General features: G+C 36.0%; 11 protein-coding genes and 7 tRNA genes. 2 read left to right on the forward strand and 16 right to left on the reverse strand.

Annotation, left to right across the window (positions count from 1 at the left end):
• The 15 genes from DDD_RS07965 to DDD_RS08035 all read right to left on the reverse strand — a co-directional run bounded on the left by DDD_RS07965 (nt 1) and on the right by DDD_RS08035 (nt 12,969).
• Complete coding sequence (locus DDD_RS07965) at nt 1-486, reverse strand: ribonuclease H-like YkuK family protein (protein ID WP_015362304.1); 486 nt, start codon at nt 484-486, stop codon at nt 1-3.
• Between the two features lie 20 nt (nt 487-506).
• A complete protein-coding gene (locus DDD_RS07970) occupies nt 507-794 on the reverse strand; it encodes a hypothetical protein (RefSeq protein ID WP_015362305.1) in 288 nt (95 codons plus the stop codon).
• A 38-nt stretch (nt 795-832) separates the two neighbouring features.
• Nucleotides 833-905 (reverse strand) — tRNA-His (locus DDD_RS07975).
• Nucleotides 906-1,012: 107 nt separating this feature from the next.
• Nucleotides 1,013-1,086, reverse strand: a tRNA-Gln gene (locus DDD_RS07980).
• Between the two features lie 40 nt (nt 1,087-1,126).
• Nucleotides 1,127-1,200 (reverse strand) — tRNA-Leu (locus tag DDD_RS07985).
• Nucleotides 1,201-1,269: 69 nt separating this feature from the next.
• Nucleotides 1,270-1,343 (reverse strand) — tRNA-Leu (locus tag DDD_RS07990).
• 13 nt (nt 1,344-1,356) lie between these two features.
• Nucleotides 1,357-1,428 (reverse strand) — tRNA-Glu (locus DDD_RS07995).
• A 30-nt stretch (nt 1,429-1,458) separates the two neighbouring features.
• Nucleotides 1,459-1,532, reverse strand: a tRNA-Pro gene (locus tag DDD_RS08000).
• 244 nt (nt 1,533-1,776) lie between these two features.
• Nucleotides 1,777-1,859: transfer RNA gene (locus DDD_RS08005), tRNA-Tyr, on the reverse strand.
• 779 nt (nt 1,860-2,638) lie between these two features.
• Complete coding sequence (locus tag DDD_RS08010; RefSeq protein ID WP_015362308.1) at nt 2,639-8,101, reverse strand: DUF4011 domain-containing protein; 5,463 nt, start codon at nt 8,099-8,101, stop codon at nt 2,639-2,641.
• The gene (locus DDD_RS08015; protein WP_015362309.1) at nt 8,094-9,368 is read right to left on the reverse strand and encodes a M48 family metalloprotease; all 1,275 of its coding nucleotides are present in this window, start codon (nt 9,366-9,368) and stop codon (nt 8,094-8,096) included. The genes DDD_RS08010 and DDD_RS08015 overlap by 8 nt, the downstream gene beginning before the upstream one ends.
• A gap of 123 nt (nt 9,369-9,491) precedes the next feature.
• Nucleotides 9,492-10,703, reverse strand: coding sequence for a GTPase HflX (hflX, locus tag DDD_RS08020; RefSeq protein WP_015362310.1), 1,212 nt, complete (start codon nt 10,701-10,703; stop codon nt 9,492-9,494).
• A gap of 202 nt (nt 10,704-10,905) precedes the next feature.
• The gene (locus DDD_RS08025; protein WP_015362311.1) at nt 10,906-11,361 is read right to left on the reverse strand and encodes a hypothetical protein; all 456 of its coding nucleotides are present in this window, start codon (nt 11,359-11,361) and stop codon (nt 10,906-10,908) included.
• 66 nt (nt 11,362-11,427) lie between these two features.
• Entirely contained in the window at nt 11,428-12,465 is a 1,038-nt protein-coding gene (locus DDD_RS08030; protein WP_015362312.1) for a transporter, read from the reverse strand.
• Nucleotides 12,466-12,564: 99 nt separating this feature from the next.
• The gene (locus DDD_RS08035) at nt 12,565-12,969 is read right to left on the reverse strand and encodes a hypothetical protein (RefSeq protein WP_015362313.1); all 405 of its coding nucleotides are present in this window, start codon (nt 12,967-12,969) and stop codon (nt 12,565-12,567) included.
• Between the two features lie 114 nt (nt 12,970-13,083).
• Between DDD_RS08035 and DDD_RS08040 the strand changes: the two genes are divergently transcribed.
• A complete protein-coding gene (locus DDD_RS08040) occupies nt 13,084-14,007 on the forward strand; it encodes a histone deacetylase family protein (RefSeq protein WP_015362314.1) in 924 nt (307 codons plus the stop codon).
• A 29-nt stretch (nt 14,008-14,036) separates the two neighbouring features.
• Nucleotides 14,037-15,134, forward strand: a complete 1,098-nt coding sequence (locus DDD_RS08045; protein WP_015362315.1) for an SH3 domain-containing protein — start codon at nt 14,037-14,039, stop codon at nt 15,132-15,134.
• A 9-nt stretch (nt 15,135-15,143) separates the two neighbouring features.
• Here the strand turns inward: DDD_RS08045 and DDD_RS08050 are convergent, their stop codons facing one another.
• On the reverse strand, nt 15,144-15,575 hold the full coding sequence (locus tag DDD_RS08050) for a hypothetical protein (RefSeq protein WP_015362316.1): 432 nt from the start codon (nt 15,573-15,575) through the stop codon (nt 15,144-15,146).
• Between the last annotated feature and the right edge of the window lie 40 nt (nt 15,576-15,615).

Genomic DNA, 15,615 nt, shown 5'->3' on the forward strand with positions numbered 1-15,615 from the left:
TTATACTACTTTATCAGCGCAAGAAGAACTTGCAAATGCATGAGGTTTTGCTTTAAAAACAAATCCCATTCCTATGATGTATCCCATGGCATCTTTAAGTGCCAAGTTAGAATCAAATTTTGGATCTGTATTGATATCGGCATGTACTTCTAGAGCAACATCATGTTTGTCTAGAATATCACAGATTTCATAAGCTACCTCTACAGACATGGTTACTTCTTTGAGCATACGCTCTTTAATACTGATTTTCTTAGTTCCTTTGTGATTTCTCATAAACATAAAACCACCTTTTCCTTCTCGCAGTACCACGATAACTGTAGCATATTCTACGTGATTTTTATAAGCTTGAGAATCGGAGCCTACACATATTTTTATTCTGTGACCGGCTTTTTGTTCTCTTTGGATGGCATCATGAACAATTTCTGTAATAGGTTGATCATAGGTTTTACCACTAAAGTTTCTCCATTTTTGAGTGACAATTTTCATTACTATTCATTTTAACACTATTATTTTTTCTTCTTCTTTACGAGCGGTTTATAAGTGCTTTCATTTACCGTTTTGGTTTCTTTATCCTGTACGTGATTGATCAACTCCACAGCGGTTTTACCATGGTTGATGTATTGATAATCATCTAGATGTGAAGTTGTTTTCACTCTATTTGAAGATCGCAAAACGTCATCTACATGTGATGTATGCACTAACTTACTAGCTGGTCGAGCACATCTGCGTGCTAGATTGAAAGCAGCAAATAGAACGATTGCAATAAGTTTGATAGGCATTAGTACTTTTTTCATAATTTCTAGTTTTTATTCTATTTGTGTTTTAATAATTTGGGTGTCTTTGGGATTCGAACCCTATTCTCCTCATCCACAGTGAGACGTTTTACCGCATAAACTAAAGACACCATAATGTTGTGATAAATAAGAATCAAATACTTCGACTCTACTCAATACAGGCATTTATCTACTCGTATACAAGACGAGTGCTTTACCAGTTAGGCTATATCACAATTTGGTTAACTTGACAGGATTTGAACCTGTACCGAAAGATTCAAAGTCTTCCATGCTGCCATTACACCACAAGCTAATTAGTAGGTTTAATAAGTATTACGCTATAAACCTAATCGTACTTCGCCTTGGATTCGAACCAAGAAATCTCAGTGCTTAAAACTGATGCCTTTTCCAGTTTGGCCAGCGAAGCATTTGTAGAGGAAAAGAGATTCACTATGACATGCTCAGTGTAAACTTCTCATCTCTTTACCTTACTTTGTACAGGAAAAGAGATTCGAACTCTTAAAAACTTGTTTCTAAGACAAGTGCGTATACCAATTCCGCCATTCCTGCATGAATAAAATTGTACTCCGTAAGGGAATCGAACCCTTATCTTCTGCTCGAAAGGCAGGCGTCCTAACCGTTAGACGAACGGAGCATGTACCTCAACAACAGGTGTTGAGGATAGTCTGAGAAGCAGGACTCGAACCTACAACCTCTCGCTTCCAAAGCGAGTAAACTAGCCAGTTGTTCTATTCCCAGATAAAGCGGTTCATACGAGAGTCGAACTCGTATCTCCCGAGAGACAGTCGGGAAGGATAGCCATTACCCCAATGAACCATTTTTGCACCGTTACCAAGACTCGAACCTGGACTTAGAGATTATTGATCCCTTATGCTGCGCTTTACATTATAGCGGTTTGCCTTTGTGCTAATTCCAGAGCACCTATTGAGACTTGAACTTAAAACAGAAGGTTGAAAACCTACTACACCATCGATGCTTATTGTGGAAGTAGCAGGACTCGAACCTACACGCTTAAAAAAGACCTGATTTACAGTCAGGCGAGCCAGCCAGTTGCTCAATACTTCCATTAATTAAATCCATAAAAAAAGCATCTCCGATTAAAGAGATGCTCTGCATTACGTATATAAATATCTGTTAAGATGTTACATAATGTATCTCTTTGGGTTGAGTAAATCTTCTCCATTCAAATCTGCTTGTGATAAAACCGGCAGGAGAAGTATGCTTTTATGATTAATGGGTTGTATATATAAATAGTTCATAACTATAATTGTTTTGTTGTTTTGACGTTGCAAATATGAAAAGGATATTTTAATCTCACAAGCAAAAATGATATTTAAATAATTGAAAATCAGTATTTTAAGTTTAAATTTAGCGTGTTGTTTACCTGTCCGCTTTCTTGCAGATATCCTAATAGTTTACAACTGGCTGTCTCTCAATTGTTTTTTGCTTATCACTTATTTTCTATGTTCAATTTATACAATCATATATTTTTTTATAAAATATTCAAGTTATTTCATTCAAAAAAATCAATAAGTATCCACTGATTATACCTCAAATCACTATGTGGTAATGAGCACATTGCATATTGCTCAAATCCTATAAGTTGCGTTAATGAAATCATTAGTTAATTTTTTATCGTTGTCGCAAAGCTAATACATTACTACGCAATTTTATTGCGTAGTAAATCAAATGCCATTAGCACATGACTATAAATTTAAAAAGAAGCTGTTTTGTGATCTCGCTTTCGCGAAAGCGAACTAGTAACAACGATCCTTAATTTTAATAACTAGAAACTATAAAGCCGCATTTGAAACTCTTTATTATCTATGCATTTCACTAGGTTTTTAAACCGGGCGATAACCTTTACGAGTCTTTACACCTATTAAACGCAATTCTTCTTTAAGCACAGATACTTGATCCTTTAACTCTTTCCTGCTTTGCTGAGGAGAATTTCCTATGCGTCCATAACGTGTGACGATATCAAAACCATCTACGGCTATTTCCCAAAACTTATTACTGGAACCTTCGGTAAATTCATATCGTTTGAAAGTTAGATCGTTGTCAGAAGTCTCTTGTTTTTCAGTTTCTATGGTAGTAGAAGTAGTTTCTTCTATTGTTTCGGTTTCTTTAATAGATGAGTTTTCAGATGTTTCTTCGGTTTCAATTGGTAATTCTGTTTCAAGTTCATTTTCGATTGCAGAGTCATTTCCTTCCTCTTTTCCTTCTAACTTTTGCATGATCTTTTCTATCACACGTTCTGGTTGTTCTAACCAGTCTTTACTGTAAACATGTTGCAATTTCCATCCAAATGCTGTTAAAACACGTGGTTTCTGGCAGTATTGTTCTAAAATGTCGTCAGTGCGGTAATGATTTGATCGATCTATTAAAATGGCTAGTACATAAGATGAAGAATGAGTTTGCCTTACAGCAAGGTCACATTTAAAATGGGATTGACCTACGGCTTCATCTATTTGATACCCTTTTTCTTTTAGCAAAGAGGTAATTTGTTGAATTATAGGTAAACGCTTGATTTTTTTGTCCTGATCGTCGTCGTGCAAATGAAGGCTATCTAGAACAGAGTTTGCAGCAGCAAGTTTTCCATCAGATATGTATTGAGCGTATTTTAAAAAGCGCTTGAAGTAGTTAGCTCCTTCATTGTAATCGTTTTTAATATGTTCTGATTGAATAGAAGAAACGACTATCATGTTTTGTTTTGCTCTAGAGAAAATCACATTGAGTCTTTTCTCGCCACCACGTCTATTGATAGGCCCAAAATTCATAAACATTTTGCCCTTGTTATTAAAACCATAGCAAATACTCATGATGATGATATCTCTTTCATCACCTTGGACATTTTCCAGATTTTTCACAAATAATCCTATAAACTGATCTTCTTCTGTTCGCTGAAATTCTTCTTCTAGCAATCTTCCAAAATGTGGATCTTCTAACGCAAGTTGCTCCAGCTCTTCTTCTATAACACTTTGCTGCGCCATAGAAAAAGCCACAATACCGATACTTTTTTTAATATCATTCAGTAAGAATGAATGTACTAGATTTGCGATATATGCGGCTTCATCTTTATTAGTACGTTTATGATATACAGCATTTTCTAAATAATGAAAACTGATACTTCTGTTCAAAATATCTGTAGGATCGATTTCTTGATCGGGATCAATTACAGGAGGCAATGGATCAATTCCAGCATTAGGAATACGACTGTCTGGAATAGTAAGTAGATTTCTTTTATAAAAAGCAGCATTACTGAAGCTGATTAAACTCTCCCGACGGCTACGGTAATGCCAGCCTAACATGACAGAACTTAATTTACGAGCTCCTTGATTTAAAAGACTATCGGCGTCGAGATTGATACCAGTTCTTTCTTCTATTTCTTCTTCATCTTCTTCTTGATCTACAGCGTTTGAACTAAAAAAGTTAGTAGGTGGCATTTGCATCTCATCTCCTACAATAATGGTTTGATGGGTTCTAAATAGCGATGGCACGCCTTCTTCTACGGTTATTTGAGAAGCCTCGTCATAAATAACAACGTCAAAAATAGAAGTGTCGATAGGCATAGAATCACTTACACTTAGTGGACTCATTAACCATACAGGTTTTAATGTGGTCATAATATCCTGGGCATCTCCAGTTGCCAGTTCTCGTATGGATTTATAGCGCATACTCTTGCCAAACTCATTTTCTAAAATACGTCTAGACGCATTGTAGTTTTTTTTGAGTTCTTTTTCTTCCTCTGTTAATTGGGCAGCAACTGATTCTGTAATGCGTACTTTATTAAGGAATTGATCTCTAATTTTAGAACGTATGTAATCTACATTAGAGTTGTAATAAGCATCTAGTAATGAACTTATTTTCTGCACAGAATTAGACAGTCTATCCTCGCTAGACTGAGAAAATACAGGATCTTTTTCATATATTTCTTTCACTGACTTGAATGCGGTGTGAAATGCAATATCTTCTGTTTGCCAGTCTTTAACTCGCAAATTTTCTTGCATTGCAAGACTGGTTTCATGCAACTGTTTGATAAATGGAGTGAACAAGCCTAAGGTATGAACACTATTTTTTGCAGATTGCAACTTTTGATCAAATACTTCTAGTTCAGTATTCCCAAAATTGCAAAACAATTCCTCCAGCGCACTGTAAAGCGTATCAAACCTATTAGAAAAATTCAATAAAGATCGCACATAGCTGCTGTGATCGCCAGACAGCCATTTCTTGATAATAGCATCTGGCTCTCGTTGCTGTTCTTCAATCCAGGCAAAATCTATTAGGTAATCTGTAAGACCAAATCGTTGTGCAGCCTCATAACGCTGTTCTTCAAGTTCAGCAAGAGCAGTATATTCTTCATTTAATGTTTTAAGAACACTTCCTATTTCTGGTACAACTTGATGCGCCCCAAAATTATAAGCTCCTTTTACCTGCTTTTTAAGCTGGTACCAGCTGGGATTTAGAAATTTAAAGAAACTACCGTCTAGTTTGTTCCATTTTTCAAGAGCCGTTTGTGCATCTGTGGCATTAAATTTTTGGGTCCAGAATTTGTTTTCTTCAACAAACCGCTCATGTAATTTCTTTTGTTTTTCAAGCTTGCGGTTGAGGTTATCTAGTTCTGATGCTGCAATGCTGCTCTTATCAAAAATCCCCAAAGCATCTTTCTCAATGATATTGGATATTTTTTGAGCAAATTCAAACTCCTTTTTCCATGTATCGATCGATTGGTCCTCAACTTCGGTGCTTTGATTATCTAGTAATTCTATAAAACTATCCAGAGCAGCAGTCGCCACGTCTATTTTTTCTATGACGGCTGCTTTTGCATTAGGAGCATCTAATAACTTATTAGAAAGACCATTTAATGTATAATCGGCAATATTGTTTCCATGATTATTGAGCTTAATTTGCGCTATAAAATCCGTGATCCACGTTTGATTTTCATTCCACTCTTTGTAAAATGGTAAGTAAATCAGCTCTCGATCAGATAGCAATTCTTTTTCTTGATAATATTGTATGAGCACTTGATACAGCTCATATAAAGGCGGTTCTCCATCTCGCATGGTATCGTGAAACTGCTCAATTTTAGACAAATGAGATTCTATTTCTTGGATAGTTTTATCTCGCTTTCGCGAAAGCGAGACCGTATTCATATCCTTCTTCATAAAAGACTCATAAGTGTCTTTAAGATTCATGATAAAGGATTTTTTATCGGTTTGAGAATCGTGAATCAAGCAACATAACTCGTCTAGTTTTTTGTTCTTTAAACGGTGAAAAACAACATCGAGAGCAGCGCGTTTTTCACAAACGAATAATACCTTCTGATCACGAGCAACATAGTCTGCAATGAGGTTAGTAATGGTTTGTGATTTACCAGTTCCTGGCGGACCTTGAATAATATAGTTCTCACCAGATCTTGCTTTGAGCACCGCTTGAGACTGAGTAGGATCTGATTGTATTATAGGATATAATTCTTCTAGCTTGGTCTTTTTATAACCTTCTAAGTTGATGTTTTTAGGCTGATCGCTGAAGAGTTCATCAAAGACCTCATCCTTAATATCTGCTTTTATGATTTCAGAATAATCTCGCACGAGACTCATCTTGCGGTAATTAAAATTCCCCAAGGTAATATTACAAGTATCTACTTCCCACACCAGTGGATTCACTTCTCCATCATTATCGGTATGATAAAAACTGCGTCTACGTTCTGCTACGGCAAGATCGGAGTAAGGATTAATGTCCTCGTTGATGATATACTCTAACTCATTGTGTTTTTTGGCAATCAGGTCGTTAAAAATAGCAAGGCCTAATGGTTTGAGGTTATCGCTTTCATAAGAGTAATCATAATTACGTGTACTTAATCCTGAGTTGCGATTATTAAGCTTGCGTTTTTTAAGTTTAAAATTGCGCTTAGCAATTTTATGAATGAGCTGTATTTTAGGCTGGTCCCGCCACTGGAGATCTATGCCTGTTCCACCTAGCGAAATTTGATTTCTAATACTTTGTACTAGATCTTCAACACTACTGGTTTCTAAATTAACAAAATCAGGTAAATTGATGTCGTAAAGATCTTTCAAGTAGTAACTTAATACGGGATTGATTTCAGCTTCAGTATCGTTAATGGTTAATTCATACTTGTCTTTGATTCCTTTTTTCTTAGTTAAAGAAACCGGTAACAATAATAGCGGTGAGCTGATGCGCTCTTCTTCACTTTCTTTGAAATTATACCAGTGTAAAAAGGCTACAACAACTCTTAATTGATCAAAACCATACTCATTTTTACTTTTACGAGCTTCGAGCCTGATTTTATTAAGTGCTGGCGCTAGAAATCTGTTTCTGCGTATGTCCAGATATTTATTAAGATTAACTTTTTTCTTGCTTACAAACTGCTCCTCGATGTGACTGCTCCAAAATATCAAGTCTTTCTCACTTATATTTTTATAATCCAGTAGCATAGGGATAGAAGCTTCTGTGAGATTCATAAAGCTTCCTCTGTCATTAAAATACAGTAGTTTGTTTCTTTTAGAAATGTCAAATAGCCTACGTTTTAGCTTATCGAGAATGTAACTGCCTCGATCTGATAAATTGAGATTTCTAAAACCTTCTGTCTCGGTGAGATCTACATAATTCTCTGGATTAAAATCTCGATAATTTTTAAGCTTTGCAATTATTTCTTCTAGGCTAGGAGCTCTGTCTTCTCTATAAACTGGTGTCATTTCTCTTATGACATGATGCACGGTAGGATGCAGGTCTTTATTGTAAAAGTATAGCCGCTCTCTATTATCTATAAATCTCGTTAGTTCTTCCTTATCTCTAAAATCAATGGCATAAGCCACGCTGGCTAGTATGAAACCTAAAGTAAAAATTTCTGTCAATGGATCGTAATGACCTGTAGCAAGATCCCAAGATTTGTAAAATGGCAAATAGACCGGTTTTGTAACTGGCTTATCTAGATTTTCTTGAATCGCTTGATCGTCAAAAATATTACGATCATAATCATCACCTTCTACTTTACTTATCTCGCTGTAATTACCGCTTACTTCAACGGCATAACGTTGTGTAGGCTTAGTAAGTATTCTATTGGGACCTTTTTTAAATTCTTTTCCTTCAGAGTCTGTGACTAGAGTCCTACCATTATAATAAACATCATCGATAGAATAGATACCCAATACTTGATTGCGCGATCTCAAGAAATGAGCTTTTGCTAGCAATGGTAGTACTCGTGCTATAAAATCTTGAGTGGTGCTGCCACCATACTCTTTCAGCTCGTCTAGTAAGGAAAAAAAGCTCGCTTTATAATCACTCATCGTCGTACATACTATTTTCTTGGTTTTCGGTCACATTGCTTAAATCTGCCATCGCTTCTTCTTGGAGTTTTTTAAAATCTCTTATAGTCAGTTTTAATTCCTTTCTTAGAATACGTTCATAATCTTCCCGAAGTTCCAGCAATTCTGCAATTTCTAAAGTGTGTGCTAGCGGTAGTTTTTCTAAAGCGCTATCAATTCTAGAAAAATCGAGTAAAACGTAACATAAAAAGCTCTTTGTGCTGGGTGTCGTGTGTTTTAGCTTTTCTGAAAGAAAGTTTATGCCGTGCTTGTCACGGTACGAAAGCGTGCTTATATCAACCTCAACGCTTCTTTTAAACTCTGAGAAATATTGTTGTGCATGATTTGTTACTGCTGCAGAATTCATCCATTGAGGTTTAAGAATGAGTTGTATGAAGTTTAAGGTAAGCTTTCTAGTTGCTTCTTGCTCAAAGATATCGAGGCTATTGATATCCCATTTCCCTTCAATGAGTTGGTGCAGTTTTTCTTCGTAATCTTTTTCTTTGCGCGCTTTCAAATCAAGTGCAATACTTCTTATATAGGATTCTGGATGAGTGGTTTGATTTGTAGATTCTTCTTCCTGGCTAATGATTTCTTTGGCCTGATCTAAATAGCTTTGTGCGTTCACTTCAGTAAGTCCTGTGTTCAATTTGATAAGCATTTGTATCACGCTATAATGTTCACGACAGGCTTTAAAAGCGCCAGCGTCGCAAAATAATTCTAAGTACAATTGAAAAATACGAGCAGTTTCTATAATACTGTCTTCGCTACGAGAATCATTTGCCAGAGCGAGTACAATACGCTGTGTGACTTCAAAGTCGCCATCTTCTATTTTAAAAAACAGGTAGTGTGATAATTCATGAGCCACTAGGGCTTTGAGCTGTCGATCATCTAGTAATTGTAAAATGTTACCAGAAAAAACGATGTGCGCTTCTTTTTCAAGTATAGAAATACTGGCATTGAGCTGGATGCTATTGTTCTCTTGGTAAAATATGACTTGAGCATCAATATTTAATACGTTGCATATTTCTTTTGCAATGTTATATAAGGAACTGTGGCTATCTTGATCAAGACGATAGGTGTTTTTAAGTAAGTCCTTTTTGAAAGATTCTACTTGTTGAGTTTTGACCTTTTCGTCTTTGAACCATTGCCAGGTTTTCTTGCGGCTTTTTAAATGGTCACGTAGTTTTTTATGGTATGCGAGCGGTTCTAAAATCGCATTTTGATCCATCGCAAGATCTTCAGTCATGTAGTTATTATTCAAAATCTTATACAGATTCTAAATTTAGGGATAACCAATGAGTTTTCTGTAAGTGGAACAAAAGATTTTATTCTACTAATGGTTTAATAACGTTGCAAAAATAAGAAGGGATTATTCTTCCTCAGAGTAATCTGGGTAAAGAAAGGAATTATAAGGAAAACGTTTTACATGAATCTCGCGCACTTTATCATAGACCTTCTTACGGAAATCTTCCATATTTTCTTTCTCAGTTGCCGAAATAAAAATGACGTCTTCTCCCATTTTGGCCATCCATGTCTCTTTCCATTCTTCTAATGAGTAGTGAGCAGATGTACGTTCTTCTATCAAATCTGTTTCGTCATAATCTTGCGCTTGATACGCATCAATCTTATTAAAAACCATTATAGTAGGTTTATCAATAGCATCTATTTCACCTAGAATATTATTTACAGAGGCAATATGATCTTCAAAGGATTCATGAGAAATATCTACAACATGTAAAAGCAAGTCTGACTCTCGTACTTCGTCTAGTGTAGACTTAAAGGATTCTACCAGTTGTGTAGGTAGCTTTCTTATAAAACCTACGGTGTCCGTAAGTAAGAAAGGTAGATTCCTTACTACAACTTTGCGCACTGTGGTGTCGAGTGTCGCAAAAAGCTTATTCTCCGCAAAAACTTCGCTTTTTGAAACCACATTCATTAGGGTACTTTTACCTACGTTAGTGTAACCGACTAGAGAAACTCTAACTAGCGCACCTCTATTACCACGCTGTGTAGACATTTGCTTATCAATGGTAAGTAACTTCTTTTTAAGTAAGGTAATACGGTCACGTACAATACGTCTATCGGTTTCAATCTCTGTTTCTCCAGGACCGCGCATTCCTATACCACCTTTTTGTCTTTCAAGGTGTGTCCATAAACCTACTAATCGAGGTAAAAGGTATTCGTATTGAGCAAGCTCTACTTGAGTACGTGCATAACTTGTTTGTGCTCGCTGCGCAAAAATATCTAGAATTAGGTAGGTTCTATCAATTATTTTTGCCTCTAGAATTTTTTCTATATTTTTTTGTTGTGCTGGCGACAGCTCATCATCAAAAATAACTGTTCCTATATTGTTTGCTTTAACATAAGCAGCAACATCTTCCATTTTACCTTTTCCTATAAAGGTTTTAGGATTTGGCTTTTGCATTTTTTGATGGAAACGTTTGTGTACAGTCGCACCAGCGGTATAAGCTAGAAATTCTAACTCATCCATGTATTCATTAAGCTTTTCTTCATTTTGTTGTTGGGTAATAACACCTACAAGAATCGCTTTTTCGTATTCGTGATTTTCTAATTCGAGCATATAAGTTTATAGAGTATTACAAAGATAATTTTTTCTCTTAAAGCATCATGGTATTTAATAAGAGCTTGTGAAAACTATGGATCTGGTTAGCAAGAAACAAGAAACAAGATACAAGAGTCAAGAATCAAGAGCTTGAATAAAATTAAAAAGCCGTTTTACTTTTTTGGTAAAACGGCTTTTATAGTAAGACAAGTTGATGATATTACTTATTCAGTAAAGCTTTGGCATTATCAATAGCTTTCATTGTTTTATCTCTAAGGTTTTTTATTTCCTCTACCTCTTGCTCTAAAACTGGCATTTTTTTATCGATTGCTTCTTTAGTTTCTGGAGAAGGATCGCCATAAGGAAACTTTTCAGAATAGTCTTTCATCCACGTCATCATACCGTTGTGAGATGCTTTTAATTCTTCTGCAGTGCTAGAAATCGCTGTCTGATCTGATAATTCTCCAGCCTCAGCTTTTTCAGTAATTTCTCCTTTCAACTCCATCAATTCGCCCATTTTAGGCATGATCTCGTCATGCACTTCCATGGCTTCTGCCATAAGAGCATCATAGGTTTCTATTTGAGTTGCAAGTGCTTTCTCCTCTTCCGTTACTTCTTTTTTACAAGAAGTTAAAGTAAGTACCGCTATAGCAATAAGATAAATCGTCTTTTTCATAATTTTTATTTCAAAGTTAATAGAATAATTATATTCTACTAGTTAGATTACAGTTACAAATTTAGCTTAAAAGGCATATTGAACACCAGCTGTAAATACGTCTTGGTTTTTAAGTTGAACACCATTAAATTGCTGCGCCAGAGGTAGACTGTATTCTAATCCTAATCTAAAACCTTTCAAAGAACTGGTAGGAGCATATAAGTTCACGCCTAAACCTCCATTTAGAAAAGTTCCACCAGAATTTGCCGTGTCAGCAGTAATCACCATTAGCGGATTCAAATCTGGATTCACTCCATCAGTATCTTCTACAGCAACAGCTTCAATACGAGTAGAAATGCTCAACCAGTCAGTAGCTTTGTAAGCTGCCCAGTTGTTCCAGTTCAATCGGTCGCCTAAAGTATAACCGTTATCATTCTCGCCAAATCTTTTTTCACCTCTTACTTGAGAGCCCCAAGAGAAACACTTGCTTTGACCTAAATAAGTAAATGCAAGAATACCACTATACGTCCCACTTCCTATTTGCATAGGATAAGGCAATATCACCTCGTTGCCCATACTCGCAGGCGTTACATCTTCATTATCTATGCCGCCAGTAGGAAGAGAAATCCCGAGTTGACCATGAATACTATAAGAAGGTTTCTTGAATAATTTGTACAAAGCCGATAAGGAAATATCGCCTAGACCACTAGAAGTTGTAGTGAAATTACCACCCATAGCAGTAAGATGTTCCATACTCATATCCATATACATAGTCATCGCCATAAGCGTCAACTTATCTGTAGGAGCGTACATGGCACCTAACATGTGCATATTCATGCTCATTTCTGTAGGAGTAACCATATATTGCCCGCCATTAGGACGTAAAACACTTTCAAAAGAAACGTCTTCACTGCCAAGTCTCAAATCTTCCATCGTGGTAGTTGCAAATCGGTAAGAAACCATAAACTCTCCTTTTCCATGAGTGTGATCGCCCATTACATTTATAGGAGCGTGCCCATCAGGACGATTCCCTGTATGAATATGATCTGTTGAATTGTTGTTATCGCTTTGCGCGAAAGCTGATATACCAGCTAGTAATAATGCTATAATCTGAATTTTTTTCATAATAAATAAGTTTTACTAAGATTTCATCGAGAAACCAAAGCAATGGTGAAATAAACTTCCTAGTCTGCTCAATGCCTAGGAAAATAAATAAAACTAATACTATGAAAAGTGCCGTGGTGGTGGCTCGTAATTCCAGTAACTAGTAAAACTATAGGAATTATGATATTTAAAATTATCAGTGTTTTTTGAGAAAACACCTTGCATCAAACTAAACTGTTCTGGTGATTGAAAATAAAGCGGATAAAAAGCATTGTTCAACTGCACCGTTTTAGAGTTAGAATCCTTATTATTTGCAGTACTACTTAATGCAATTGTTTTACCTAGATGACATTTACCATTACACTGTAATTGTGGTCGTTCTTTATTGATACAGTATTTTGCCACAATCGCATCTATATTCAATTGAAAATAGAGGTAATAACTTGCCTGATAAGCGGGACGCAAGGCAAAAGTCATTAACATCAAAAGGGCAAAAATAGATTTGATAACGATTATTTTTTGCAAAGATAAATGACATCATAAAACGCGCGCTGCTATTTTGAAATAATTTTTTACTTCATGTAATTCTGATCCGATTAGTTAGACTTACTTTTGGATCAATTGAAATAAAAACGGCATTTGTTTCCCATAGCTTTTCATCCTATTTACCAGCATCCTTTGCCAGAAGGACATCGTTTCCCGATGCTCAAGTACGAGTTGTTGCCGCAACAGTTACTTCATGAAGGAACAGCAATAGAAACAGACTTCTTTGAACCTAGCAAATTATGCAATGAAGTTGACGTGTTAAGAGTCCATACCGATCAGTATCTAGAAGATTTAAAAGAGTTGACACTCGATAAAAGAGCCGCTAGAAAACTAGGTTTTCCATTGAGCGCGCAACTAGTGGAACGAGAGTTGAGAATTGCACAAGGAACGATAGAAGGTTGTTTAAAAGCCTATGATCATAGAGTAGCTATGAATGTTGCTGGCGGCACGCATCACGCTTATACTGATCATGGCGAGGCATTTTGTTTACTCAACGATCAAGCTATCGCTGCAAGATATTTACAACATCATGGTCTCGCAGAGAAAGTATTAATAGTAGATCTAGACGTACATCAAGGTAATGGAACTGCCGAAATTTTTCAAAACGATGACAGTGTGTTCACTTTCTCAATGCATGGCGCTGGTAATTATCCATTCAAAAAAGAACAATCAGATTTGGACATAGCCATTCCCGATGGTTATGAAGACGATTATTACTTAAGTGAGCTCAAAAATACCTTGCCAGATCTCATCGCTCAAGAACAACCAGATTTTATATTCTATTTGTGTGGTGTAGATGTTTTAGAAAGCGATAAGCTGGGAAAATTAAGCATGACTTTAGATGGTTGTAAAGAGCGAGATCGTTTTTCTTTATCCGCTTTCGCGAAAGCGAGAACAAAAACAAACGCTATCATACCAGTGCAATGCAGCATGGGCGGCGGCTATTCTCCAGAAATTAAGACGATAATTGAAGCGCATACTAATACGTTTAGAGTTGCGAAGAGTAGTTTCTTTTAATTCTTACCTTGCCTGAAATCTCTGTAATTATGTGCAAAATTCTTAAACTAACTTTCTTCTTGCTACTTCTTTCATGTAAACAAGATGCTAGAAGTAATGTTACAGAATCTGATTCCATTGAAACTGATAAGAAATCTGTAAACATAGAAGAGATTGACAATAAATCTTATTATAATCTCGAAACTGTCACCGCTTTTAATGGATTAACTTTAAGAGATGCCCCTAATTTGAATGGTCAGAAAATCGGTAAATTTAAATATCGAGATCAAATGGAAGTGATAGAAGCAATTTCAACAGATACTGTGATCATAAATGATAACGGCTTCCTGATACCAGGAACTTTTGTTAAAGTAAAAGATACTGACACTGATCTAGAGGGTTATGTTTTTGACGGTTTCCTCAGTAATAAAGATGACCTAAGTGACGCTTATGACGTTACATATAACCAAGAAATTAATAATGACCGCTTTCTCAGTGTTTATGAGCTAGAAAAAAGTGTTGTAGGAATTGTAATTCCTATCAATGCAGAGGATTCTCGTTTTACTTTCCAAGACTCTCTTATAATGAATTCTATGCATAGCGATGATGAATATAAGAGGTCAGAATATGTGTTACATGATAATACTTTCGCAAAAATCTATCAAAGCAATAAATTACTAGAAGAGTATGAGCATTATTTAAATCAAAAATTCTTTTTATACGGAGATACTAATACTGCTCGATCTGCAACTGTCATTGATATAGGCGTCAGTCTAGATGAATGTCAGGATCAGTTTATTTTTTTAGAATTAGAAGCTCCTTTTGATTTAAGTAGTTATTATTTTGCTTCAGAGCAAATGGTTAAATTTTCTAAAGTGGAACAAGAGTTGAAAATGCGAGAAAGTGAGTTTAATTATTATCAAAATATAACAAATACCTATTTCGATTGTGGCTATGCAGAAGATCATAGACATGTCACTCTTATAGGTAAGTTAGATAATGATACTTTTATGGGATATCGTTCTTTTGAAGAATATGAAGAACAAGGCAGCTCTGATCCTTATCGCGTTTTGTTACAATTTAAAAATGGTAAAATCCCTGTGGATTATATTACCTACCTTGACTTGTTTGGTTGTGCTTGTTTATAAACAAAGATTTTATTTCAACCATCCTTTTATTCTAACACTGCGAGCAAAAAGCCATAGTAAGATGGAGAGCACAGGCACTAAGATTAGAAAAACTTTATCTGCTGTTGCCATCATGTTCCAGGCGTCTACTGTTATTTCATAAACACGGCAGACGATAACTGCCACGAGTGAGAGAAGAGCAAGTAATACCGCTTGTTTCTTCTTGAAAAGTAGTGCGATACAGGCAAACAGACCAGCAAAAACGGCTACACCATACGCCCAAGTGTACCAGCTAGGGAAACTTTTGTAGAATTCGATTTGCTCTACAGTATACCCTTCCATCATCGCATCTGCTCCTCCCATTGCTTCAGCGCTCCATGCGCCTACGCCCATAAGATTCCATAAGAGAAAAAGGATTGCAACAATCCAAAACCACATTTTAGGTTGAGTAGAATAAGCCATATTAAATTTTTTAAAGGTTAGGACTGTAAGTTAATGAAAA

It is taken from the genome of Nonlabens dokdonensis DSW-6 (assembly GCF_000332115.1).
Taxonomy (GTDB): domain Bacteria; phylum Bacteroidota; class Bacteroidia; order Flavobacteriales; family Flavobacteriaceae; genus Nonlabens; species Nonlabens dokdonensis.